Annotated in this window: 16 protein-coding genes and 1 tRNA gene; 2 read left to right on the plus strand and 15 right to left on the minus strand. The window is 59.6% G+C overall.

The window, feature by feature from the left end; translation table 11 throughout:
- Positions 1-74: 74 nt before the first annotated feature.
- The 7 genes from ACQY1K_RS10890 to ACQY1K_RS10920 all read right to left on the minus strand — a co-directional run bounded on the left by ACQY1K_RS10890 (position 75) and on the right by ACQY1K_RS10920 (position 10,658).
- Positions 75-2,240 (minus strand): TniQ family protein, encoded by a 2,166-nt coding sequence (locus tag ACQY1K_RS10890; protein ID WP_430257344.1) that lies wholly within the window; start codon positions 2,238-2,240, stop codon positions 75-77.
- Positions 2,241-2,242: 2 nt separating this feature from the next.
- A complete protein-coding gene (locus tag ACQY1K_RS10895) occupies positions 2,243-3,184 on the minus strand; it encodes an ATP-binding protein (RefSeq protein ID WP_430257345.1) in 942 nt (313 codons plus the stop codon).
- A 2-nt stretch (positions 3,185-3,186) separates the two neighbouring features.
- Positions 3,187-5,499 (minus strand): hypothetical protein, encoded by a 2,313-nt coding sequence (locus ACQY1K_RS10900; protein ID WP_430257346.1) that lies wholly within the window; start codon positions 5,497-5,499, stop codon positions 3,187-3,189.
- Positions 5,500-5,502: 3 nt separating this feature from the next.
- Entirely contained in the window at positions 5,503-6,273 is a 771-nt protein-coding gene (locus ACQY1K_RS10905; protein WP_430257347.1) for a hypothetical protein, read from the minus strand.
- A 135-nt stretch (positions 6,274-6,408) separates the two neighbouring features.
- Positions 6,409-6,567, minus strand: a complete 159-nt coding sequence (locus tag ACQY1K_RS10910; protein WP_430257348.1) for a hypothetical protein — start codon at positions 6,565-6,567, stop codon at positions 6,409-6,411.
- 1,510 nt (positions 6,568-8,077) lie between these two features.
- Positions 8,078-9,994: an AAA family ATPase gene (locus ACQY1K_RS10915; RefSeq protein ID WP_430257349.1), complete on the minus strand. Its 1,917-nt coding sequence runs from the start codon at positions 9,992-9,994 to the stop codon at positions 8,078-8,080.
- A gap of 46 nt (positions 9,995-10,040) precedes the next feature.
- Positions 10,041-10,658, minus strand: a complete 618-nt coding sequence (locus tag ACQY1K_RS10920) for a hypothetical protein (RefSeq protein WP_430257350.1) — start codon at positions 10,656-10,658, stop codon at positions 10,041-10,043.
- Between the two features lie 462 nt (positions 10,659-11,120).
- Here ACQY1K_RS10920 and ACQY1K_RS10925 point away from each other — a divergent pair, with 462 nt between their 5' ends.
- Complete coding sequence (locus tag ACQY1K_RS10925) at positions 11,121-11,276, plus strand: hypothetical protein (RefSeq protein ID WP_430257351.1); 156 nt, start codon at positions 11,121-11,123, stop codon at positions 11,274-11,276.
- Positions 11,277-11,530: 254 nt separating this feature from the next.
- On the opposite strand, the gene ACQY1K_RS10930 is transcribed toward ACQY1K_RS10925, so the two are convergent.
- Positions 11,531-15,352, minus strand: coding sequence for an SIR2 family protein (locus ACQY1K_RS10930; RefSeq protein ID WP_430257352.1), 3,822 nt, complete (start codon positions 15,350-15,352; stop codon positions 11,531-11,533).
- Positions 15,353-15,699: 347 nt separating this feature from the next.
- Positions 15,700-15,775: transfer RNA gene (locus ACQY1K_RS10935), tRNA-Ile, on the minus strand.
- Between the two features lie 194 nt (positions 15,776-15,969).
- Between ACQY1K_RS10935 and ACQY1K_RS10940 the strand changes: the two genes are divergently transcribed.
- Positions 15,970-16,737: an SIMPL domain-containing protein gene (locus ACQY1K_RS10940; protein WP_062455912.1), complete on the plus strand. Its 768-nt coding sequence runs from the start codon at positions 15,970-15,972 to the stop codon at positions 16,735-16,737.
- Between the two features lie 78 nt (positions 16,738-16,815).
- Here ACQY1K_RS10940 and ACQY1K_RS10945 read toward each other — a convergent pair whose 3' ends face one another.
- The 6 genes from ACQY1K_RS10945 to ACQY1K_RS10970 form a co-directional block, all read right to left on the minus strand.
- Positions 16,816-17,157 (minus strand): hypothetical protein, encoded by a 342-nt coding sequence (locus ACQY1K_RS10945; RefSeq protein ID WP_092661070.1) that lies wholly within the window; start codon positions 17,155-17,157, stop codon positions 16,816-16,818.
- A 155-nt stretch (positions 17,158-17,312) separates the two neighbouring features.
- Positions 17,313-17,735: a secondary thiamine-phosphate synthase enzyme YjbQ gene (locus ACQY1K_RS10950; RefSeq protein WP_092660426.1), complete on the minus strand. Its 423-nt coding sequence runs from the start codon at positions 17,733-17,735 to the stop codon at positions 17,313-17,315.
- Positions 17,736-17,760: 25 nt separating this feature from the next.
- Positions 17,761-19,083 carry a DUF930 domain-containing protein gene (locus ACQY1K_RS10955; RefSeq protein WP_430257353.1) on the minus strand — a complete coding sequence of 441 codons (1,323 nt, stop codon included), beginning with the start codon at positions 19,081-19,083 and terminating at the stop codon, positions 17,761-17,763.
- A gap of 113 nt (positions 19,084-19,196) precedes the next feature.
- Positions 19,197-21,248, minus strand: a complete 2,052-nt coding sequence (gene rpoD, locus ACQY1K_RS10960; RefSeq protein ID WP_062455900.1) for an RNA polymerase sigma factor RpoD — start codon at positions 21,246-21,248, stop codon at positions 19,197-19,199.
- A gap of 538 nt (positions 21,249-21,786) precedes the next feature.
- The gene (gene dnaG, locus ACQY1K_RS10965; RefSeq protein WP_062576884.1) at positions 21,787-23,802 is read right to left on the minus strand and encodes a DNA primase; all 2,016 of its coding nucleotides are present in this window, start codon (positions 23,800-23,802) and stop codon (positions 21,787-21,789) included.
- 384 nt (positions 23,803-24,186) lie between these two features.
- Positions 24,187-24,639: a GatB/YqeY domain-containing protein gene (locus ACQY1K_RS10970; protein WP_062455897.1), complete on the minus strand. Its 453-nt coding sequence runs from the start codon at positions 24,637-24,639 to the stop codon at positions 24,187-24,189.
- Positions 24,640-24,921 lie beyond the last annotated feature (282 nt).

Here is a 24,921-nt window from a genome sequence, read left to right on the forward strand (position 1 = left end):
AGTATCATCCGTCACCAAGCAGCGGCGTCTGGAATCAACAGGAATCCCGTTTAAACCTTGCGAACAACAGGCTTCTATTTAAAAAAACGGTAGACGCCGATCAACACGTCCACGGCGCGGGAGAGATCCGCAGACTTCAGTGCCACGAACACTAAACGCCATCCGTCGTCACCGTCGGTGCTTTCCCACTCCAGGAACCCCAAGGCCGCCCTGATCTCGGCCTCTTGCTTCTCAAGAATTTTCCAACGACGGGGTGTCACGATTGGATGAAGGTCGAAGCTCAGACGAATAGCGCCTGTCGTAGTATCCACAGTGGCATCCACAGCCACCTTTCTGGTTGCGGTCCGGAGCTTCGCCCCAAGTGCTGAAACAGTTGGCGGGACCATGAATACCGAACACCTCTCACTGACCAGGCGTCTGAATTCCTCCCAGAGATCGTTGCGCGCGAAGGCGGGGTCGTCTGGGTCGTGTGCCAGACCGAGAGCTCGGCGCGCGGGTGCCCGCTCGACAACAACGTTCAAGCCCCCGATGCCGAAGCAATACGGGACACCAATCTCAGCCATCCTAACTGGTACTTCGCTCATCGAGCAGCAGAGAACCGCACGGTAAATCTGCGCGTTCACGTAGCGGCCGTGGAACTCGACAACACTCGCTCTGCGCAACAAACCGTCTTCCGTCTTCTCAATGGCACCTACTTCGACGAGTCGGCTGATGACTTCGTAACTAAACCTAATAATCACCATTGCCTCGGCCAAGGTGACAGCCTCAGGAGCCTCCAACGCGCAAGGTGTCCTGAACCCGGCGCGACGACGACTTTCGGCCACGACCCTGACCGCGCGAAGATCGTTGCCTCCCGAGGAACGCATTCCGATCAGGTTTCCTTCCAGTACCTGGATCAGCACTGCGCCAGCTGACGTGCCGGTTCGACGGGCATAGGTACGTAGTGAAACAGACGTAGCATCGCTTCGCGGTACCCCGTTCAACGTTTCCGCGACGAAGCCCTGAACATCAGAACGCAGGAAAAAGCGACCTACCCCGAAGTGGCCAAACGACGTAAGTCTATTCATGGTGACAAGGTCTTGCCACTCCCAGGTTTCCAGGCCGAGAATGCCAGTGACTTCTGACGACGTCACCATCCCGGCGACAGCTCCGCGCAAGATGTCTGCCTGATTGGAGGTGACCATCCACGCTCCCGGCGTTTTGTGTACGATGCCGAGGTGACGGGCCAGCGGCAGAAGTGCATCCATTCTGACATTAAGTTCTTCGGCCACAGGCGAGAGCGCCCGCTCCGCATAGAAGTCGGCCGTTTCCCGAAAACGCTTCTTTCCCATCTTCCCGATCGGTTCGAACGCCTCGGTCGTGGCACGCTTCAGCATGTCGCCGATCTCGGTGCCTGGCAGTTTCGGCCGGGCCTTTCCCGCCCACCCCATGCTCTCCATCTTACCCGCACGGCGAACTTCCGATGGCACCCGCTCCATGAACCACGCACGCATTGCGCCGACGAGAGCATCCCATGCCCCCTCAAGTGCCGCCATGCCGACAGCGAGCTTCTCCATAGGGTTGGCGGGGACGACGCTCGTCCGCTCATTGCCGAGCCACATACCGAGATATTCGCACGCCTCGATCACCTCGAAGAGCTCGTAAGGCTCGAGAAGGGGCCACGATGTCTTCGGCGCGGCTCCGAGCCTTTCAAGGACAAACGCTTCAAGGCTACGTGCGTGCCGGTCCGCCCGAGAGACAGCCGAGGCCGCCAAAGGGTTGCCACTGGTGTCGCTGGCGATATCAGCCCACCACCAACCGATCGGTTGCCCAAAGGCATCCACGTCCTCGATAGTCGTCCCATGTTCTGGGCATGTCCGGAAGGAGAGGACGTCCCACCAGACGCGATGATAGGGAGACTCCGCCAGACAGGCCCGACAGAAACGGCGGGTGGAAAAGGACATCTGCCTTTGCCGCAACCGCTGACCTCCCAAATCGTAATATGCCCCGTCGGCGATCGGGCTGGAAAGCCTGAGCGCGTCCTTATGGTCGTCGCCGATCGGCAGCACCAACAAGGCTCCGAGCGTCTCCTCGGGGGTCAGACGGCGCCCGTTGAGGCCGATCTCGTTGGCGTAGACGCTGGCGCTGTAATGCCCCTCGTTGGCGACAAGGCGCAGGAAGTAGCCATGGGCTGGCTCACCGTGGCGAGGCTTCAGGCTCCAGTTCGAAAACGGCAGATACATCGTGGTATTGATGCCCATGGTCAGACCTTCCTGAAGTAGTTGCGGGTGTCGCCGACACGGACCAGCGTCTCGGAGGATCGCCGTAGGTGGTCGAGCATGATGCACGCGGTACCATCGTTCATCGCGAGCGCGGCGGCGTCGCGGACGAGGTTCATCACTCGGCCGATGGAGCCGCCCGTGAAGGCGTGGATGTCGGCTGCCACAGCGGAACTGCCGTGCATGACGGACTGCTCCTTGAACGGAAGTCGAGCGTCGATCTTGCTCAGGAGAAGGCGGAAGTCCTCGAATTCTTTGCCCGCGTCACCAAGCGGCTTCAGGACCTCGCGCTTGAAGCCGCCGCGTCCCTCGAGGTAGTCGACACCCGCGATGAAGTCACGGACGCTCTCTTCACCGACAAGGAGGACGTTGAGCGTCTGCAGGTCGGCCATCTGCTTCAGGAAACTCTGGAAGCCCGACAGGTGCGACTTCGTCCGTCCGAGAAACAGGAACTGCACGTCGTCGAGAATGACGAGTTCGGTACGCACCTGACGGAGGCGGTCGAGAACCATGTTGATGCGCGCCTGCGTCTTGATCTTGGCTGGCAGGGACCTCATGCCGGTGGCCGTGGCGAGGGTGTCAGCCAGGCTAGACGGCGTGGTCTGGTCGGTCGCCGTGATGTGCAGGACGGGATGGCGCTCGCCGTCCTCATCAGGACCGGGCGCGACGGTGCCAGCGACATAGTAGGCGCAGATCGTCGATTTTCCCGCACGCGACGAGCCGAGTAGGCCGCCGATCTTGCCCTTCCCGTGGGTACCTCCCACAAAGGGAAAATGGAAATCGCGGATGAACTGTTCGCCCTTTTTGAAGACGGGGTATTTGTAGAGCAGCCGTTCGATCATGGCTTGGCGTTCGGGAACTTCGAGCGCGGCGGCGGCCAGACGTTCCTCGGCGGTCTTGAAGGGATTCTCGTGGAAAGCGGTCATGTTCAGTCGTCCCATTCTTCATTGCGGGCGGCGATGTCGGCGATCGAGGAGCCTCCGGCGCGCGGAGGCTCCAGCTCAGGTGGCGGGGGCACATCAACCTCCTCCACGAAGACGCCGTCCTCATCGACCTCTTCGTTTTCGGACGTGCGGGGCGTTGGCATCCGAGCCTTGGTCATCGGCGATAGGGGTTCCAGCCTGGCGGCCTTCGCAGGGCGCGCCAGATCGAGACGCTGCGTCAGCACGCCGTCCTCGACGACCACAGGGCGCGAGCGCTCGATGCGCGTCGCCTGCCGCGTCATGAACTGGGCGAGCTTGATCGCCGTGCCGTGCTTCTGGCGCTTGGCATGAATGTCCACGATTTTCTGCATGAGCTCGGCCTTGGCGGCCATCAACGCAGGCGCGTTCGCGGCTTCGTTCGTCTTGGCGCGATGGTGCTCCATGATGCGCTTGTGCTGGTATGCCTTGAGACCCGTCGCGTAGGAGGCATAGGCGCCACTGATCGGGACCTCGATGAATCGGCCCTTCTCCCACGGGATTTCGATCCAGATTTTCGAGAGGTCTGCCGGATCGCGTGTCGCCGGATACTTGGTTCCATGGAACTTGCCTTCGCCGCGCTTGTGGCGAGCGGACAGTTTCAGGGCATTGGCCGAGGCGGATTGGTATTCGAGGTTTTCCCAGCGGATCATGCCGTGGTCGGAAATGCCGACATCGCGGGTCTGCCCTGCCAGCCTCACGAGGATGGACGGGTCCTGGATCGGCCGCCGCGGGATTTTTGCGATGCCGCTTTCCCAAAGCTCTTCGGGTACGGCCGACATGCTCAGAACCCGACCAAGGCCCTGGTGTGGCTGGCAGTTGTAGATTTTGGCGAAATAGAAGGCGAGGAAGCCGTTCAGTTCGGCGATGTCGATATGCGGCAAGGCCATGAGACGGTCGTCGTCGAACTTCTTGCGCTCGTCCGGCGACAGGGTCGTGTTCCCCGGAAGCCGCTCGACGAGGCTGACGCCGAGGATGCGGAACATGTGCTCCTCCGCGCCTTTTTCCCAAGGGTGGCCAGGACGGTACTTGACGGTCTGCATGCCGAGCTGCCGAGCTGCCTTGTGGATGTCCAGACCGATCAGGTGCTTGGCGTTGTCCACGCCCAGACGGAAGGGTCTTCCATACCAGCGATAGGTCACGCCAGACGGCAGACTGTCCGGATCTTTTGGAGACATCGCGTGCAGAAGTCCTTCGAGAAAGGTCTCGTAGGACGGCGGACCAAATGTCACCGCCCACCCAAGGATGATGCCCGAGTAGCGGTCGCGGAAAAGAACAAGATCTGGACGGCCGAACGAGACACCTTCGCCGAAGACGACGATGTTCAATGTAGAGTGGTCGACATCGACGATGTCGAGGAGATGATCGGGCCGTAACTGCCTGACGCGGTCGGCGAAGGCGAGTTCCGCACTGTCGTCGCCGTAGTCGAGACTGTGGCGCGTGAAGCGGTCCACCTGCGCCAATCGTCGCTGGATGGTCGTGTCGCTGAAAACGGGTTTTACTTCGCCGATTTTGCGTACCAGATTCGGCATGTCGGCATACTTGCCGTCCGGTTGCGACCAACCCCACAGGAGGGATTTCACACCGTTCCAGTCGCCGCTGACGAAGAGTGTCTCCTCGACGGCCTCGCGCATGGCGTGCTCGGCGCGGTTCGGTTTGCGCGCGGACTGATTGCCACGCCGCGGTCTGTCAGCGACGGCCGCAGTCCTGTCGAAATCGCGGTCCTTGCGCAGTCGGGCGAGCTTTTCGTAAAGCGCCGTCATCGACGGAGGCTTCTCGCCTCGTTTCGCGGCGAGTTCGTGGACAGCCCGTTCCATGACTTTCCGCGATCGGCCGCCCTTGCAGTACTCGCCGAACGCCTTGAAGACCTCGTCGATATAGACGAGCATCCGTTCGGCCTTTTCAAGCCGCGCGCCCTTGATGGCCATGCCGTACCCCGGTGTGCAGCCGCCACGTCCTTGCGAAGCCGCGGCGCCGACGGGCATGATGCGGCCCGCTTTCTCCAGGTGCGCGATCTGCCAATTGGACAGGTGCATCACGAGCGCGTTCTGCGGAGACTTGAGGCGGACGAGCAGATCGTTACCCGCTTTGCCCAGTTTGACCCATTCCTCGACCATGTAGGCCGTGAACACTGTGCGCTCGGCATTGAAGACGTGATAGATGTCGTCAGCCCGCATATCGAAGACGTGGTCGCACGTTCCGTTGGGCGGTGTCGCCGGGATGTTCTCCTGCGTGATGACACCCTCAACGAGTTTGGTAGGGTCGAAACGGTCCATTCCCATGTGTCAGGCTCCCCGAAGATTGCGTGCGGTGACGGAAGTCATGGCCGAGAACGGCATGGACAGGTCGATGTCGAGTTCTCCCGAGATGCACATCTGCATGACGGCGGTGTAGACGGTGTCCGCGCCGTCCACGTCGAGGGCGGCGAAAACACCGCACAGTTCCTCGTCGGCGTGCAGGGTCTTTTTCAGGACCCCGAGGCGTGAGGGAAATCGGCAACGGCGCAACGCCTTGATCACCAGCCGAACCTCGAGCGGATCGAGCGAGGTGGCCTTGTGCGCCCACATAGCCTTAAGGTTCGGAAACAGCGGACGTGCGAGGACGCAGAGTTCGTCGTGGACGGCGTACCCACAGCCGTAGTGAGCGGCGACGTGGTCCTCAAGGACGCGGGTTCGCCTTGCGATCCAAGGCTTCTCGGCCTGTTCGTTCACAGGTACGTAGTCGATGAAGACCACGCCGCCGTCAGCCCGACGAATGGCGACATCGGGAAGATGATCGCGCTTCACCGCCATATTGTTGCGGGTGGGTGCCCGATACTCGATTGTCATCGGATACGCCGCAATGGCGGTCACGTCGGGATCGGTATCCAGGTGGACAAGCCCGTCGGCCATCAGCGGCAGGCGTGCGATGACTTCGCCAGCGGGAGACTTGTCGGTCGGGAACGTCACCGGCAGCGTATGATAGCGCGTTCCCCACTCCGGCTTCCAGAGCGGCACGTGAGCGTGTGTGAACAGCGTCGGCGGAAGGTTCCTCACGCCGAAATCCATCAGGTCCATGGCCGACTCCCCCATTTTGCCTGCAGCGATGCCGCGTGGGTCGTCTTGGTGTTCCATCATGACCTTTCTGAAGGCTTCGCCGTCGCGGGGACCGAAGTCCCCGCGCAGGCTGCCTTTCGAGTGGGTTCGGGAGTGTTAGCGGCCGTTGCGATCGGGACGGTCGGACACCGAGCAGATCAGACGCTGGAGTTCTTCGTCGAGGTCGATGGCGCTGATTTCCGCAAGACCTTCGAGGTCGAAGTCGAGGGTGCCGAGGTGGATGCGTTTCGTGAATGCGTTCTTGACGAGATACATGGTCGCAATCTCCGTTTGCCGAGTGCGTCGCGCATCGGGCTTATGGGGAACCGTCCGCCTCCGCCGCCCACAGTCAGAGGGCGAAGGCGGTTCATGCGATTGAGGGCCCGTACCGTGCCGTTCGGGAGGCTCAGGGCGGGGCCGTCGCGGTCAGGCGTCGCCGCCTGCCTATTCGACCCGTTGTCCCGTGAAGCTTCCCAACATCGGCTTTCGACGCCGCGGAAACCGCAAGTGCACCAAAAGCCGGCATCCGGCGGGCGGGAAGACACGGCTCACCCGGGGCCGTTAACGCTTCACGCGTCAACTGCCGAAGTGGCCGGTTTCCCTGTTGATTTCCGGGTCTACCCGGAATACATCTGCGCCATGGCTTTTTCCTCAATGTTTGAGCCATCTGGCTGTCACCTGCTGCTAACAGGCCAGCCTCAATACGGGTCGCGGTCCAACGCGGCCCGTTTCCCGTTCTAAGCCTCCGCTTTACGTGAGGTGGTGGAGACCTCGTTTCGGCGTCGACGTCCCGGATATAGATCCAGCTCTCGGATGAAGACAAGACCCCAAGAAACTGCGTGAACGCGCTGTGAGACGCCGAACCGACATCGCTCCTCCTCTCGTCGAATCCGCTCCGCCGTCCGCCCGTGCACTCCATACGCGTCCTGGCGTTTTCACGACGACATTCGTGACGGCACTGCACGGAACAATAACGCGCTGCAGTCTGTCCCGACCGGACACGGAAATCGGTGTTCCTCTTGAAAAGACAAACGTTCTCAACGAGTTCTTGAATATATCGGTGAGTTCTTGAGTTTCCTCCGTCCTCTTCAAGCCCGTTTCGCGTCTGCGTTTCCGCCCGTACGAGATAAGACGCGGCAGGCGGAGTTACCCGTCGGCGCGGGACCACGGCGAGCCAGTCGCTACCGTCTTCAAATCCCACGTTCTCGGTCAACCTAACGACAACCAAGGGGCGCGCCGGGACTTTCGTTGTCCAGACGAGATTCAAAGCGATCGTAGGAACGATGTCGTACCCGTCCGGATAAATGCCTGCTGAAAGTCGCCGATTCTGTCCGCACGCATTGTACCGACTTTTAGAACGGGAGATCCGAAGCAGCGAAAAACGCTCTGAGTGGCTGACAGCGCCAATTTTCGAAGTCGATGCGCAATCCGCCCGCGAGTTCTTGAATAAGACGATATCCAGGAACATCATTACAGCTCGGTTCAAGCCCTCTTGTTCAGGCATAGATGTCCACGTCAACTCAACCCTAAGGCGATCGTCATAAATCAGGGAAACCTGATAAGCCCGGTGACCCGATAGGTCTCCTGGCACCGCCGAAGGCACATGAAATTCGTTAACCATACTCACACAACGTCCATTTTCTTTTGGTCTGAAGCCTAATTCCGGCGTGTACTCGCAGTTTCCGATCGTTGTCGGATGCCCGTCGGGTCCCGTTATCTTCCGAACTTTATCAGTTCAGGTCTCAGCCCACCTGCGATGATGGGCCGAGACAGAGACCGCTAGCCGTCAAGTCACGACGGATGCGGCATTCCGAGTCCCCGCGGACAAGATCGCCTGAACTCCGTCGCTATCCACCCGACCTACGGCGATCAAGGTTTCCACGAGAAGGTCGAATTGATCCCGGCATCCCGTCAGCAGGTCCACCGCGCGGTCCAATTGCGATCTCAGCCGAGCGTCCACGAGGCTGCGGAGTTCGGGATCACGAACACGGAGATATTCAAGTGGACGGCGCCCTTCGCCGAATTCCACGGAGAGAGCATCTCCCAGCCCGAGGCAGCGTTCCATGCGGGTGGCGACATCGCTTGCGACACCGAGATCGGACGAGGGATCGCCACCGGCGCCGTCAGATCGGTCGCCAAAGACGAGTTGCTCGGCGGCGATCCCTCCGAGCATCATGGCGATCCTGTTATCGTAATATGCGGGCGTACCGACCGTCTCGGTCGCATGCTGGAATACCGCCGCGCCGACGACCCGGCTTACCGTGTTCGCCGGAACGTCGCGCTCGACGTAGACGTGACGAATACTGTCAGGGAACAGCAAAGTCCCGACGACGGCGTGGCCCGCCTCGTGGACGGCTACCCGCCGCAGTTCTTCATCGCTGAGAACCCGGCGAACCGGCAGGGCCTCCATGACAAGCCCCTCGCTAACCGGGACGCGCTGGCGCCTTGCCAGCCTACGCACGTCACGGGCCAGCTTCTCGATGTCCGCGCCGCTCCAGCCGCGGGTGGCCTGGGCAAACCGTGCGAGGTCTTCACCGACGGCGTGGCCCGAGAGGTGCTGTCGCAGGATGCCCACCCTGGAAACCGCGTCGGGCAAAGGGATGTCGATCCGAATTTCAAGCCGTCCAGGCCGCAAAAGGGCGGGATCAATTCCGGATGCGTCGTTCGTGGCTCCGATCACCACGACACCCTCGCGACCTTCGGACGGATCGAGGCATTCGAGGAGCGCGTTGACCGTTTGGCGCTTGTAGTCGTGGTTGTCGCTGTCGACCGCAACGTCGCGACTGCCGACGGAATCGAACTCGTCGAGGAACAGGATCGACGGCGCCTTGGTCTGCGCCTGCTTGAAACTCTGACGCATGGCCTTCAGGTAGTCTCCGAGATGACCTGCTGCCTGCCAGCGTCCTGCGGAGGCCACGACGAGTTCGACACCGCAGGAGGAGGCCAGAGCCTTGGCGTAGCTAGTCTTCCCGCATCCCGGCGGCCCGCAGAGGAGCGCCCCTCTGTCCACGTCCTCCCACGCGATCTCTCCGCGTTTCCAGGCAGCGATATCTTCCGCCAGCCGCAGACCCCAGTCCCTTGCCTCACCGTAGCCGTGGGTCTCCTCAAGGCGCAGGGCAGACGGCTTGTCCACGGGCGCGGACGGCTCGACGTGCTTTTCGGCCATGCGCCGCAATTGCCGGACCGAATTGAGAAGCGGCCGTGTCGGTCTGATCACGGCGGCGATGATGTCGAAGGACTGGGTCGATAGGAACTCGGCGAACTCGTGCGTCATGCCCGGCACCTTCGCCCTTCTGGAGGCCGCCGTGAGATGTGCCGGGGTCGGCCTGACGACTTCCCTGACCAGGTCGGCGCCCGCGAGAAATTCGGGTGGCAGGCTGTCGGCCTTCTCCGTGACGACGACCACCTGACGACCATGCCTCAGACGCTCGTGGAAAGTGCGCGGTTCGATCGTCTGATCGCTGACGGTCATGACGACGGCGGTCTCGTTGCAATCCTGATCGACAGGCACCGGATCGCGGATGAATGTCGATACGGCGCGGCCGTAGTAGTCCGACGTATTTTCGGGCACGACCAGCACCGCGACGTAGCAGATATCTGGGCGACGGAGAAAAGGCCGCAGGGCGTTGCGGACACCGCAGCGTGCGACCGCGACGGCAAGGCTGGGCGGGCAGTTTCGCCGACTGGCTGACCTGTAGGACATGGCAAGGCTCTCTCATGGCTCGGAAACACGGGTACGCGGGGTTTCGTTACCGCGATATCCTGCGCACCGCCGTCTCGGGACCGAGCGGCGCGTCGTCGAGATCGACCTCGACGTAGCCATGGAGGATAAGGGCCGCGATCCCTGGAACGGGCCTCGTTTCCTGGAACGCCTTCAGACATTCCGCGAGCGGCAGGGAGCCGTGTTCGTCGAGGGCGGCGAGGAGCCTGAGGCGGTCGCCAAGAGGAACGACGTGGCCCGCATAGCGCAGGAGGTCCCTTGCGTTCCGCAACCTGAAGCCGTCGTAAACCTCGCCGCGTGACAGCAGTCGATATCTCGCGTTAAGACGGGCGGCTTCAGCCTCCATCAGAGCGGCATCTACTAACCTTGCCCTGTCTGGAGCGTCGATGAACATGGTTCCGCCATCCTCATTGAAGACCTGAAAGTCAGGGAGGTGAGCGGTTCCGTCGAGGTCGAAAGGCGGCGGCATACACCGCCACGCCGTCACCGACGGATTGACATCGAGAACACACGCGACATCGCGGGCAGACTGGGAACGGAACAACGCTACGCCGTCACATTTGACTGTGCCGGCAGGCTGGTAGGTTCTGATTGACGCGGAGTTTCTGGCGGCGCGCAACGTGGCGGCCTGCTTGGCAATTCCCATGGCATCCTCGGACAAAAACGATTGGTCGGCGCCGCGGTCATCGCGGCAGCGAGGTTCAACCTATTCGTATGAGGTGCTGTGTGTTCTGCATGGAAAGAACAAATAGCGAACAATTTTCGAGAGTCAACCGGGCCCTGTGCATTTCTCTTCTGCAACGTTTCCGAATAGGGCGCCGTTCACGCGCAGGAACGGTTCTAGATTCGTTCACGTCTGAGCGATGACTATTCGGCTCGAAGGACAAAACTATCATGGAAATTTGCAGGCAGAGCGCTCGAATATGACCGCGTCGGCTAAGACCGTTTCAGCGTTCGCCGATCAGTACCCGCATGTCAAAGGATGCCTTTCATGTCCGCAGTGCTTATCCCGTTTCGAATGGGTTGCTGATCCCGAGAGGGGGCGGCCCTTCCAATATCGGAATCAGCACCATCCGCCGCCATCGGCGCGGAATAGGAGATACTTGCCATGTTCAACAACACCCGCGTGATGTCGGACTACCTCGCCAACCTGGCAGACCTCGACACGTATGCCTATCAAACCATGACGATCGAAGGGCTCAGGGACGAGTTCCAGGTCTTTCCCGTTTATGACGACGAATTCGAGGAGTTGATGAAAATCTAACGATCTCCAGGCTCTTCTTGTCTTTGTCCTGATCTGCCGCCCTCATGAGCGTCTACGGATGAATATTGAAGCGGGCCAAGATGTCGCGAGGCCTCGTTCCACCCTCCAACCCTGACAGCCCTAATCACATTGTTCGTCGGTTAGAACACAGCGGCGTTCCGGTATTTTACGTCTGGCACGGGAGGCCGCTATGCCGGCAATGGTCCGCTCTGTAATCAGCCCTCGTTCAAACTCTGCGACAGAAGCCATCATTTTCATCTCATGATAAGATCATTTAACCGTCTCCACGCCGTTGTGCCGCGGAGCGTTGGATCGGCTTCTGCAATATCCGCCAATAGGGCAGAAAGTTCGTGAGGGACGTATGCTGGCTTGAGCGCAACAATACGGTCCGCAACTTCCAAGACCTCATGAGGCCATCGTTTGGAAAGAGAATCGCTTCCCCTCTTTTCGTCCTCTCGTCTCTGACGGAAAATAAACATGTCGGGATGATCGATAGGCCTGAGGAAGTCTTTGATCGTGTCCACTACTTCGGGGAATTGGTCTGGCTTATCCTCTGCTATACGTAGCATCGTGTCACTAGCAGCACCCGTTTGAAAACGTGCTTCTTGGGGCCACAATGCCGCGAAAAACCTCCTACCGAACGACTTCCAAGCATTTCCTTCCTGGATAATCCGGTGAAGGGTCCACAAGGCCGTTTGTCGGCCTACGTCATCCACTGATTGCAAAGCCTGCCGACATTCGTTGTCGCTGATGTATTTTCCGCTATTTTTATTCCAGTATGTCGCGATGATCAGCACAGCGACCGCGTGTCGCTCGTCGCGATCTTCCGACAACCATTCCTTTCGGTCATCGAAAATTCTAAGGAATTGCATTTTAAGCAGAGCAAAAAGTTCAGTCGGCTGCGGCACTTGTTGACTGGACAGCAATGCATTCCACGCCGCTTCGGCAAGGGGGTGAGAAAGTTCGAAAATCGGAACGACGACCTTTGTCGTCCAAGCCTTGTCTATGTAATACAACCAGTTGAGCCTCTGAGCTAGGAGGGAGGCTGCATGGTCTGCTCCTTCGCCAACTGATCCCAGTGAGCGCTCGAGCCTGATGATGTTGCTTGAGGGAATTCTCTCATTTTTCTTGAAGTTCCGTTCACTCATCGTCGCAAACAATGCTTCTACAAGATGCCCGACGGGACCATTGATAGCGTGATCGAGAGTCCTGCGGGATCGTTGTACGATTTCGCCCCCCACCGTTAACTCACCCATGCCGCTTGAGGTGGCGTCGTCACCAGATTCCTGCAGGACGGCGTAAACGTCGTCCCAGACCTGATAAAAGTCATCTGGGTGAGAGGTCGCGATTCCAGTAAAATGATCTTCGATCCAGCTTGCCAAGTATGCCCGCAACTCAAATTGAACTTGCCCGGGCAGCCTTGCCAGCCTAAGCCCACACAACCTCGTTGCCCTCTGAGAGGCTTCCTTTGGCCATTTCGAAAGTAACTGCCTCCAATGTCCAACCGGATATTTCTGGTGACGAGCCTGGAAGGCCAGTGCAGAAAGAGCAAGCGAAGGCCGTTCGGCCACAACGCCCTCGAACGGCGCGTACTCCACAAAAGCAACCTGATCGCGTCCAGACAATTCTATGGAGCGCTCGATGAGTTTCGAAACACTGACGCCCTCTAGATTAGCCGGGTCGACACGCCGTTCCACCCATCCCACCCGGCCATCCATATCTCGGTCGGCCCTTGTTTCTAAGTCTTCGGACCAATCAGCAACTGCTCTGATTTCGCCTAGCTTGCTCAACGCAACCTGTGAAAGTTGACAGTTATTCTGGTCCAACCAGCCAAGCCGGGAACCAATTGCGTACCGGAGGCGGCGTTCGACCTCCGGGGGATCATCTTCCGGAAACCGATCAGGTGGCTGGCACAGGCGTTCCTCTATTGCCCTCCGCTGATCGGCTAAAAAGTAACTCCATTTGGCCTGCAGCAAATGCAGAAGGTCACGCTCCAGATACGGGTCCCAAAACGAATCCTCCTGAAGAGCCGTAACACCTTCGGCGATTTCAGCGAGGTCGAAAAGGCTATCAATCTTCCACGCAAACAATCGAAACTTGTCGAAGAAAAATCGATCGCTCGGAGGCCATTTGGCGGCTTCCGCTAGGGCGGCTTGTGGGTCCGATGTGGCTAGTCGATCGAAAAGTTCAGTGGCCCAAAGAAAGAGTTCTGCAGGACCCTCGCTTGGAACATAACGTTTACCGCGTCCAGTATCTGGTTCTATGGCAGGCAGGTGAAAGTAAGCTGCGGACCTGCCAGTTTCTTTTAAAAGGTCGGCAGCTCGCTCTAGCGAGCGGTTCACTATCCCAGCTAGGCGGGGCAGCACTTCAACGGGAACGTCAATATCGTGGTTATGTCTCGACGGGCAATGCACTGAAAACCTAATCAGTTCGTAGAGCTTGCCGTTGCTGTCGTGGCCATCGCCCATCGGCAAAAGAGGCATTGATCGGAATGACGCCTCCACTTTCAACCGAGGTTTGATTGCCTTCTCAAAAGAACGATAAACCGTGCTGCTCCATCCGCCGCGTTTGAGCAACGCCACGAATTCGAACCATCCGAGATCGTGGTCATTTTCTCCTCGCTCTTCTTCTATCTCAAGAATAAGGCTCCAAACCCTCTGGACGTCGTCGGGAAACTTCGTTCCATGACCAGTTAAACGTCGATTGACGCTCCAGAGAATATCGGGGTGGAGATTGAGTTGCCGACTGGCCCACCAAATTGCAATCCATTCGTGGGCTACCGTTTCGAACCAACGAGTTAGCGACCAAAGCCTACGGGGAATGGCCCCCCTTCGTTTGGGTGACGCCCCGGCTAGGCGGAAGAAAATGTCGCTGTCCGTGTCAGCTGGGAGTTTCCCTAGAAAATCTATCCCACCAGCGGCGGGACTTCTCCCGACGAGCCTGGGGGGATCGTCATCCAGACCATATTCCAAGAGAGGATCGATTTCCCTCGCCCCGTCGCCATAGCCATCCTTGAATGGCTGGGAATACCGGATATTGCGATCTAGTACACACAGCCATTCTGCACAGGGCGGAGGATTGACCTCTGCAAAGCCTTTTGCTCCCTCGGGCGTTGCAGTAAGAGCAGCTATCTGTCCGCGTTGATATGCCTTCAGCACCCGCGGAGAACCGTTCGCCATTGATAGCGTTTTGGCACGCCAGCCGTCCGGATCGTCAGCGCGCTCAGCCCATGCTTCAAGGGTGCCCCAAAGGTCCTGGAACTCCCGAAATGGAATACCCGACACGCCAAGGTCACGCCATTTAGAATTGACTTCGTTCTCTTCTCCTCGGTCGAATGCATATATCGGTTGAAGCTTCGCTGAAGTACTGGCGTTCAGCCCCTCAAGGAGATAGCGGATCGGAGGATCGCCTGCCGAATAGCCCAATAGGACTACTGTTTTTCTCTCCAAGAGTTGGCGGAAAAAAGCCGTCGCCCATCCGTCGGCAAGATAAGCTCGGCCGAAATCGCCTGATCCAAGAACGAGAGCGCTCGATGGTCCCTCCGTCTGGCGACCGCTCCCGAGTCGGCCATGGAGATAAACAACACCAGAGTGGAGGCTATCGCCCGTCATGATTGGTAGCATTGGCGGAAACCATCGCCTTAAACGCGGCATTGCTCGTTCGAACAGGTGGTCAAAGTTTGTCGTTACGACGAAAGGAATCCCTCGGGCGTCTTTCGACAGCCGGAGCACGACCTCGTGATTGTACGTGATTGCTTTTTTTGGTGTCTTCAGAAGGCGCGTGACCTCCTTTTCGATCTTCTCTGTCGTGTATACGCGCTGAAGCTGTCCAAAAACCTGATCGAAAGGCGGAGCGAGATCGGGATCGTTTTTCGCGATGGCATGAGCCATCTGCATACCGACCTTTGAGCTGGCCTGAACTCCTAACTTTCTCATAACCTGAACGGTAAGCTCGAAAAAGCTGAGCAAACCAGCAGGCTTGGAGACTCCCGCACCACAAAAGAATACGACTTCGCCTTGATCCCGCGCCGTAAGCAGTTCGATTGGAATTGATGGCCCTGATTCGATGAATCTCATAGGATGCAGTTTTGCACAGCACAGCTTTAAAGAGAACAGAGCTCTTAAAATTGAGTGGCCGCCGCGCGGATGATTCAAGACCTGGAAAGCCGTGGACGAAAGAAGTGGGGGCGGTTATGCGCCGGAAGTTTCCCTATCGGGGACTCGTCGAAAACCAAATCAGCAATGAAGTCAGTGCGCGCCGATTCAAGCGGGTTAGGAACAGGGGCCTGTACTCGACGTAAGGGACGCAGGTAAGTGTCGACCAATATCCATTCCCCGCCATATGACGCAGAGTCTTGACTTATGGGACGACGAATCCAGACTTGTGCGAGGAGAGTCCAGCCTGTTGTGGCGATGGACAGAGGTGGTGGGCCCGGAGAGACTCGAACTCCCAACCAAGCGGTTATGAGCCGCCGGCTCTAACCATTGAGCTACAGGCCCTGCCCTGTTCAGGCATGACGACTGGCGCAATGGTTCGCCGGCCGCAAGGGTCCCTCTAGCTCAAATTGTGAAAGCTCACAAGGCCTTGCCGCAATAGGTTCACAATCACACGTCACCTAGAGGATGTTCGGCTTTCAACTCAGGCATTTGGCCGGGATCGTCGAGGTCGAACAACCAGTATCAAAGGAGACACAATGCGCCGTTTGCCCACCGCCCCTTCTCTCGCGCCGGCTTTCCTAGCCCTTGCCCTCGGCACGGCCTTCCTCCCGCTGTCGCCGTTTTCGGCAACGGTCGCCTCTGCGCAGGAAGCCCGCACGCCGCGCGAACCGATCATCAGCGTGTCCGGCGAGGGCAAGGCCGCGGTCGCGCCCGATATGGCGATCCTGTCGCTTGCCGTCGTGAGGCAGGCAAAGACCGCCGATGCGGCCGTCTCCGCCAACAACACGGCAATGAGCGAAGTGCTCGCCGCCATCAAGGCTGAAGGCATTGCCGATCGCGACGTCCAGACCAGCAGCTTTGCGATCTACCCGCAATATCGCCAGGTAGCCCCGAAGGACGGCATCGAGCCGCCGCAGGAAATTATCGGTTACGAAGTGTCCAACACGCTGACGCTGAAGGTGCGCGATCTCGAAAAGCTCGGCGGTCTGATCGACAAGACGGTCAAGCTCGGTGTCAACCAGGGCGGACAGATCGAGTTCACCAATACCAATACCGACGAAGTGATGACGCAGGCGCGCAAGGCAGCCGTTGCCGAAGCGCTCGCCAAGGCAAAGACGTTGACGGAAGCCGCCGGCGTCAAGCTTGGCCGCATCATGGAGATCAGCGAGAATTCGGCACCGCCCATGGCCCCGCCGATGATGCGCATGACAATGGCAAAGGATTCCGGCAACGGCGTCCCGGTGGCGGCCGGCGAGACCAGCTACACGGTCAACGTCAACGTCGTGTTCTCCATCGATCCCTGATCGGATCGCTTCAACGAGAAAACCCCGCCCGGCGAATGCCGGACGGGGCTGAAGATAGACTGGGACGCTTGAGATCCGTTAGCGACGGATGAGCGGGCAGCCGCGCACGTTGGCAAACACGACCCGGTCGCGTCCGCGGCGGTCGACGCCGACGACGGTCACGCTGCGGCGGGAGATGTCGACGACGCGGGTACGGCGCAGACCCATCGCTTCGGCGCGACGTTCAGCCAGGCGCGGCGAGCAGCCGACGGGACGCATGTGGCGCGGGCGCTCATAGCGCGGCGGGTGATGCGGACGCCAGTCGCGCTCACGGTACTGTACGAATTCAGGGCCGGCGGCGGCGGCGATTGGCGCGGACGCCGAAATCCCTGTCAGAGCGATCAAGGCTGCAAGGCCGGCCTTCGCCATCAGGCGTGTGATTGTAGTCATCTTTTGCTTCTCCTGAACCTGTCACCGGTTGTCCGGCTGTCTCGCGCCGGCCTTTCGGGCCAACGGTCGATGCAACTCTATCCAACCCAGCTGAATGCCTGCAAAACCGATCATTCAGTATGTGTTCATTTGGAAAACAACGATCATCACGACGAAAGGTGCAGCACGATCTCGCGCCTGTGCGGGCTGTCGCGGTGCTCGAAGAGATAGATCCCCTGCCACGTGCCGAGCACCAGCCTACCGCCGGTTATCGGAATGCCGATCGAGACTGCCGTCAGTGCCGCCTTGATATGTGCCGGCATATCATCTGGCCCTTCCATTGTATGGCTGACCCAGCCCATCGAAGGATCATCCGACGGCGGAACGAGGCGGGAAAAGAACGCATTCAGATCGCGCTTCACGTCCGGATCGGCATTTTCCTGAATGATCAGCGAACAGGACGTGTGGCGAACGAAGACGGTCAGCAGGCCCTCGTCGCGCCCGGCCTGGCGCACGAAGCGTTCGGCTTCATCCGTGAACTCGTATAGCCCTTGGCCTCTGGTCGAAATCTGGATCGCGGTCTGCGGCATCGAAATTCTCTTGTCTGCTTGAAGATCAAAACTCGGGAAAACCGCGCTTGCGCCATTCCGAGCGCGGCACGAGGCCACCCAGATTCATCGAAAACGAAACGATTTTCGTGGCATCGGCATCGACTTCGCAGCGGAAGCTGACATCATGCCACTGGCCTTTGGCGCGAAAGCCGATATTGCGCGCCTCGAGAACCGTCCCATTGGGCAGCTTCGGTGCGGGCAAGACATCGGGATTGTAGGCGGGCGAGCCGTTCTGAAGTTGCGCGCTGAGTTCCGACGAGCAGAGCTGCCCTGCCCGAACGCCGCGCGGAATGCCGGCCATCGCGACGGTCGCCAGCGCATCACCGGTATCGCGCGCGGAAAACAGCGTTCTGACAGGCTTGAGATCGCCGGCGGCAGTGGATGGTTTCGGCGGCGCCGGCTTTTGCGTCGGCACGGGTGCGGAGGAAGGCGGCCCTGTAAAGAGCCCGGCCGTCATCGCATCAGGAGACGCACCGCCGGCAGGTCCGGGCATTCCCGACGGATCGGAGCCTGGAACACTGAGCTGCGGTGGCGTCATATTGGTCGGCACCGGCGCTTCTGCTGGCGCGCCCTCGCCCTGTCCGTCGGTACCCGCCGTCTGTGCAGGCTCCTCAGGCGCTGGCGGATCGGCATCGGTCGCAGCGGGCGCTGGCGTATCCTCCGCAGCATTGCCGTCAAGCGCCTGGCGCGGACCGCTATCCTTTTCGCCAAACTGGAACACAGGCCGCAGTGCGGACATCGGCGGCGCTGACGCCTGCTTCTCCTCCTCGGCCGGTGTCGGGCTTGCAGGCGGCGGCGGCGGTGCCGGCTGCTCGGCCTTCTGCGGTGCCTCGGGCTCTTTCGCTTCTTCCGGCGCCTTTTCTTCGGGCGGCTTTTCTTGAGGCTGCGGCTCTTCGGGCTTTGGTTCTTCAGGCTTGGGAGGCTGAGGTTCCGGCGGCTTCTGCTCCTCCGGCTTTTCGTCCTGCGCAGGGGAAGGCGGCGGAGCAGCTTCCGGTGCCGAAGCCTTGCTCGCCGAAATCACGGGGTCCTCGAGCGGATCTTCCTGAGGCTTCTGCTCGGGCGGCTTTTCCGGTGGCGGCTCTTCGGCCTTCGCCTCTTCCTTGAGGTTCAGCTCGTCGGGCTTCTTGGCCTCTTCGGCTGGCTCCTGCTTTTCCTCTTCCGGCGGCGGCACGATTTCCACCTGGACGGTCTCCTCCTCGGGAACCGCGTCGGTCGGCAGCGGCAATTGGACGAGAAGCGCGCCGGCAATGATCAGATGCAGAGCCACGGACGCACCCAGCGCCGTTGCGATCACCTTCTTATGCGGGGCGGGAGACATATCCGGCATGGCTCCCATGTAGGATGGTTCGCGGGTATGATCGAGCCCGGCCCGATCACAACATCAATAAAAAAGCCCGGCACGTCATAACGGCCGGGCTTTTAATGGGTCTGGTCCAGCGATCAGCTGTCGAGGAACGAGCGAAGCTTGCGGCTCCGGCTCGGGTGCTTCAGCTTGCGCAGCGCCTTCGCCTCGATCTGGCGGATACGTTCGCGGGTGACCGAGAACTGCTGGCCGACTTCTTCGAGCGTGTGGTCGGTGTTCATGCCGATGCCGAAGCGCATGCGAAGAACACGTTCTTCACGCGGCGTCAGCGATGCGAGAACCCGCGTCGTCGTTTCACGAAGGTTCGCCTGGATGGCGGCATCGATCGGCAACAGCGCATTCTTGTCCTCGATGAAGTCACCCAGATGCGAATCCTCTTCGTCACCCACAGGGGTTTCGAGCGAGATCGGCTCCTTGGCGATCTTCAGGACCTTGCGGACCTTTTCGAGCGGCATGGCCAGCTTTTCGGCCAGCTCTTCCGGGGTCGGCTCGCGGCCGATCTCGTGCAGCATCTGGCGCGATGTCCGGACGATCTTGTTTATCGTCTCGATCATGTGCACCGGAATACGGATCGTGCGGGCCTGGTCGGCGATCGAGCGGGTGATCGCCTGCCTGATCCACCAGGTCGCATAGGTCGAGAACTTGTAACCGCGACGGTATTCGAACTTGTCGACGGCCTTCATCAGGCCGATATTGCCTTCCTGGATAAGGTCCAGGAACTGCAGGCCGCGGTTGGTGTATTTCTTGGCGATGGAGATGACGAGACGAAGGTTCGCCTCGACCATTTCCTTCTTGGCGATCCGCGCTTCGCGCTCGCCCTTCTGCACCATCGACACGATCCGGCGGAATTCGGTGATCGAAATACCGGTTTCGGTGGCCAGGCTCTGGATCTCCTGACGGATATCGCGAATGGCGTTGAACTCCGCCTTGGCAAAATCCTTCCAGCCGCGTGCCGACAGATTGGCGATCGACTTCATCCAGTTCGGATCAAGTTCGGCGCCCTGATATTGTTCCAGGAACGAGTCGCGCTTGACGCCATAGGATTCGGCCAGACGAAGAAGACGACCTTCGTTCTGCATCAGGCGCTTCGAAATGTCATAGAGCTGTTCGACAAGGCTTTCGACGCGGTTCTGGTTCAGCGACAGCGACTTCACTGCCGTGATCAGTTCGTCTTTCAGTTCCTTGTAGCGGCGCTCCTGAGCGGAAGACAGCGTGCCGGAGGCGGCAAGCCGCTGCTCGACCTGCTGGTCCTGAAGCTTGCGCAGCTTCTTATAGGTATCCGCAATCGTGTCGAGCGTTTCCATGACCTGCGGGCGCAGTTCCGCTTCCATGGCGGCAAGCGAAAGGTTCGACTCGTCGTCGTCCTCTTCCTCTTCTTCCAAGCCCTGGTCGCCGCCGACAGCGGTGATGTCGTCATCGTTGGCAGCAGAGAAACGAGCCTTGCGGGTCTTTTCCTTTTCCTCGGCAGCCTTGCGGTCCGCCTCGATCTTTTCCGGGCTCTGGAACTGTGGCGCAGCCTTCGCCTCGGGACCCGAATAGGTCGTCTCGAGATCGATGATCTCGCGCAGCAGCGTCGTGCCTTCGTTCAGTTCGTCGCGCCAGATGATCAGCGCCTGGAACGTCAGCGGGCTTTCGCACAGACCGGCGATCATCGTCTCGCGGCCAGCCTCGATGCGCTTGGCGATCGCGATTTCGCCTTCACGCGACAGAAGCTCGACCGAGCCCATTTCGCGCAGATACATGCGCACCGGATCGTCGGTACGATCGGTGGGTTCTTTCTTCTTCGCCGTGGCAAGAGCTGTGCTGGACGTCGGGGCAAGTTCGCCGCCTTCGCTCTCTTCGCTCTCGTTGGAGTCCTCCTCCTCGGTGGTGGCCTCCTCGGCTTCTTCATCTTCAACGACGTTGATGCCCATGTCGGACAACATCGCCATCGTGTCTTCGATCTGTTCGGAAGTGACCTCTTCGGACGGAAGAACCGAGTTAAGCTCGTCCATCGTCACGTAGCCGCGCTTCTTCGCGGCTTTGATCATCTTCTTGACCGCGTCGTCAGAAAGATCGAGAAGCGGACCGTCGACCGAGCCTTCGCGCTCGGTATCGGCTTCTTCGTTTTCTTTGACTTTAGTTGCCATGTATGTCGTCGCTTTCCCTGAACGCCACTGCGCAGCGCTTCGTGGCCTGCGGCGGAGGGCAAAAGCCACACCAGCCGCGAATCAATATCCAACTCGTAACGGAATGACCTTTAACTCCCGATTACCATCGGCGACCGCTACTCGCGGGGACCGCCAGAACGAAGATGCCGAACATCGCCGCGGCGCTAGACCCACTCCACCAATATTGCCCGAAATGGTGATTCCCACAAAATAACGCTTCGTCAAGTTCTTCCAAAGCTTGTGCCCAGGAAAAGTGGAAATTACCTTTACGACCATGTCCCCGTTGGCGGTACTCCCGTCATATTGAAGCCATATGTAAGCGGTGCACAATGAAAGACAAGAGCCCGCCGCCCGGTAATAACCCCTGGCTCTACCCGAAATGCGCGGGATTGACGCCATTTTCCGATGCGTTGCAACAATACAGTGATCAATCAAGAGCTGTATAGACCACTCCACTCGCGCTGTTAATCCATCAGGCGACCAATTCAACACGGTTTAGTATCTGCGCAGCTCTCCTTTATCCGTGACTGACGGCAGCGCCCTTGACGCGTCCTGACAGAACACCGAAGCCGTCGATGATCGCTTCCTGGTTTTCAAGCCTGGAAATTTCATTCTGTACCTCCAGAAGTGCACGCAGCAAAATCTCGGCACGCTCGGCCTCGTCCTCGGTCATCTCCGCGAGTTCACGCTCCAGCTCGATCTTCTGCCAGCGGAGCTCCTTGTTTCTGGAATGCAGTGCCCGGGTCTGGCGGTAGGCTTGCAGCGAATCCTGCGGATCGGCCTCTTCCGTCGCCGTCCACAGTCGCGCATTGCGGATCTGCTGGTTCATCGACTTCAACAGTTCCTCAAAGCCATTCTCGCCGAGTTCCCGTTTCAGGTCCTGCACCGTCAAACCGGCACCGGCCTGCCCGACAATGGTCAGCACGCAAGACCACATCCGCTTCAGATCGCGGTTCTCGAATTCGATGGAGGCGATCTCGTCATACTCGTTGAGCAGAAGCTGCGGATGATGGACGATGGTCAGCGCCAGCACGCTTTCGCGCAGGGCCGGAAGGTCGAGATGTCCCCGCACTAGCCCCGATCGCGTCAGGCGGTCGGAAACACCCATTCCGCGCCCCTGCTGCTGGAACGACGATCCACCCCGTCCGCCGGCCGCACCGCCTCTGCCGGACCCGCCGCCTTCGCGCTGCTGGTAGCTTTGACGACGATCGCCACCGCCGCCATTGCGCTGCGGCTGGAACAAGCCGTTGAGACGATCGCGCACATTCTGCTGGTAGTGACGGCGCACACTTTCGTCGGCAATCACGGAAACGATCTGCTTGAGCCTTGCCTCGAGTTCCGCCCGCTTTTCCGGGGTCTCGAAGGCGGCACCATTGGTTTCCCGCTGCCAGACCATCTCCGCAAGCGGACGCGCCTGCGCGATCACGCCATCGAACGGCGCTCTTCCCTCGTGCTTGACGAGATCGTCCGGATCCTTGCCGTCTGGAAGCAACGCGAACCGCACCGAGCGGCCGGGCTTGATGGAGGGAAGCGCGAGATCCGCAGCACGGTTTGCAGCACGGATACCGGCACCATCGCCATCGAAACACAGGATCGGTTCCGGCGTCATCCGCCAAAGCAGCTCCAGCTGGTTTTCGGTCAATGCCGTACCGAGCGGCGCAACTGCATTTTCGACGCCCACCTGGCTGAGCGCGATCACATCCATATAGCCTTCCACGGCAATGATCGTGCCCGGTTCCTTCGATCCCGGCCCCGGCTGTGCCGCCCGCCTGGCGCGGGTGAAATTGTAGAGCACCTGACCCTTGTGGAAGAGTTCAGTATCCGGCGAGTTCATGTATTTGGCCGGCGCATCCGGCGCCATCGCGCGTCCACCAAAGGCAATCACCTTGTCGCGCGACGACAGGATCGGGAACATGATGCGGTCGCGGAAATAGTCGTAGGAAACGGCAATCCCCTCGCCGTGACGCACCAGGCCGCAGGCCTCGATCTGTTCCTTCGCGACACCTTTGCCGGCAAGGAACTCCTTGAGCGCATTGCGGCTGTCCAGCGCATAGCCGAGGCGGAAATTCTCGATCGTGCGCGCCGTCAGTCCGCGGTCGCGAAGATAGGCGCGTGCCTTGGCGCCGGTCGGGCTCTGCAACTGGTCCTGAAAGAAGCGCGTCGCCATTTCCATGACGTCGAGAAGCGACATCCGCTCCCGCTCGCGCTTTTCCGCCTGCGGATCGGGTTGCGGCATGGCGATACCAGCCATATCGGCAACCTGCTGGACGGCTTCTGGAAAGTTCAGCCCTTCCAGATCCGTCATGAAGCGGAAATGATCGCCCGATACGCCACAGCCGAAGCAGTGATAGCGACCCTTGCGGTCCTCGCAGTGAAAGCTCGGGCTTTTCTCGCCATGGAACGGGCAGCAGGCCCAGAAATCGCCGCGCGCAGCATTGGTCTTCCTGCGATCCCAGGTGACACGACGGCCGATCACCGTCGAAATCGGCACCCGATCCCGGATCTCATCAAGAAAACTGTTTGAAAAGCGCATGTCTACCTCGCGGGCCAGAGACCATATTAATGCTCAGTGCGCAGGAATGCCAGCCCGGCCGCAAATCATGCCCGCTATTCACAGGCCGCCGCTCCCGTGACCACCGACCCGATCAACCCACAGAAATTAACGAATTGTAACTTGCGATACGCAGGTTCCCTGCATAGCGTTGAATCCGACAAGACGTGCCGTCAGTCGCCTCGACAGGCGGGTACGGCATCTGAGATTGCTCTTCAGGACGGCTGCCTGCAATGACTGCGGTCGATCGTCCTCTCCTACCGGTGGCATGTCCGCGGTCGGCCGATGGGAGGCGTAGAAGAGCAAAAGGCGGGAACTCCATGAAGGACTTCCCGCCTTTCTCGTTTTATGCGTAGCGGCTAGACCTCAGCTCAGCTGCGCCTTGATCGTGCCGGACGCCTTGGCGAAATCCATCTGGCCGGCATAGCGTTCGCGCAGAATGGCCATCACCTTGCCCATGTCCTTCATTCCAGCAGCACCGATCTCGGCGATGACGGAAGCGACGATCTCGCTCGCCTTCTCGTCGGAAATCTGTTCCGGCATGAAGGATTTGATGACGGCGATCTCTTCGCGTTCCTGTGCTGCAAGTTCCGGGCGGGCGTTGTCTTCGTAGATCTTCGCCGACTCCTCGCGCTGCTTCACCATCTTCTGCAGGATCTGCAGGATTTCGTCGTCAGTGGCAGCGTCCTTGCCGGTGCCGCGATTGGCGATGTCACGGTCCTTGATGGCGGTCTGGATCAGCCGCACGGTCGAAAGCCTGCGGGTTTCCTTCGCCTTCATCGCTTCCTTCATCGCTTCGGAAAGCTTCTCGCGCAACATGGCCTGTCTCCTTGAACGTCACTCGATCCGCAGCGGACCGATCTTTTGCGACGTCATAGAACAAGCGTGAACGGCGATCAAACGTTTTGCCGACACGGCAAAACTCACCGAGTGCCGGCCTTTGCGCCCAGCTTTCTCATAAACGGCAATTGACCCGCTGTTCTGCCTTGTTTATGTCGAGGACCTGCACAACAATTGGATAGTGGGCCGCAAGCGGGTTTCCGCGCGCCCTTTTCTGCGACGAGAGATGACCTCGACACCCTGTTTTCCGTTTCGGGAAAC

The organism is Neorhizobium sp. IRS_2294 (assembly GCF_050500145.1).
Classification (GTDB): domain Bacteria; phylum Pseudomonadota; class Alphaproteobacteria; order Rhizobiales; family Rhizobiaceae; genus Neorhizobium; species Neorhizobium soli.

Coding starts and splice junctions, on each gene's coding strand:
- ACQY1K_RS10890 (WP_430257344.1), bottom strand. CDS start 2,240: ATGGGCATCAATACCACGATGTATCTGCCGTTTTCGAACTGGAGCCTG.
- ACQY1K_RS10895 (WP_430257345.1), bottom strand. CDS start 3,184: ATGACCGCTTTCCACGAGAATCCCTTCAAGACCGCCGAGGAACGTCTG.
- ACQY1K_RS10900 (WP_430257346.1), bottom strand. CDS start 5,499: ATGGGAATGGACCGTTTCGACCCTACCAAACTCGTTGAGGGTGTCATC.
- ACQY1K_RS10905 (WP_430257347.1), bottom strand. CDS start 6,273: ATGGACCTGATGGATTTCGGCGTGAGGAACCTTCCGCCGACGCTGTTC.
- ACQY1K_RS10910 (WP_430257348.1), bottom strand. CDS start 6,567: ATGTATCTCGTCAAGAACGCATTCACGAAACGCATCCACCTCGGCACC.
- ACQY1K_RS10915 (WP_430257349.1), bottom strand. CDS start 9,994: ATGTCCTACAGGTCAGCCAGTCGGCGAAACTGCCCGCCCAGCCTTGCC.
- ACQY1K_RS10920 (WP_430257350.1), bottom strand. CDS start 10,658: ATGGGAATTGCCAAGCAGGCCGCCACGTTGCGCGCCGCCAGAAACTCC.
- ACQY1K_RS10925 (WP_430257351.1), top strand. CDS start 11,121: ATGTTCAACAACACCCGCGTGATGTCGGACTACCTCGCCAACCTGGCA.
- ACQY1K_RS10930 (WP_430257352.1), bottom strand. CDS start 15,352: ATGAGATTCATCGAATCAGGGCCATCAATTCCAATCGAACTGCTTACG.
- ACQY1K_RS10940 (WP_062455912.1), top strand. CDS start 15,970: ATGCGCCGTTTGCCCACCGCCCCTTCTCTCGCGCCGGCTTTCCTAGCC.
- ACQY1K_RS10950 (WP_092660426.1), bottom strand. CDS start 17,735: ATGCCGCAGACCGCGATCCAGATTTCGACCAGAGGCCAAGGGCTATAC.
- ACQY1K_RS10955 (WP_430257353.1), bottom strand. CDS start 19,083: ATGCCGGATATGTCTCCCGCCCCGCATAAGAAGGTGATCGCAACGGCG.
- rpoD (WP_062455900.1), bottom strand. CDS start 21,248: ATGGCAACTAAAGTCAAAGAAAACGAAGAAGCCGATACCGAGCGCGAA.
- dnaG (WP_062576884.1), bottom strand. CDS start 23,802: ATGCGCTTTTCAAACAGTTTTCTTGATGAGATCCGGGATCGGGTGCCG.
- ACQY1K_RS10970 (WP_062455897.1), bottom strand. CDS start 24,639: ATGTTGCGCGAGAAGCTTTCCGAAGCGATGAAGGAAGCGATGAAGGCG.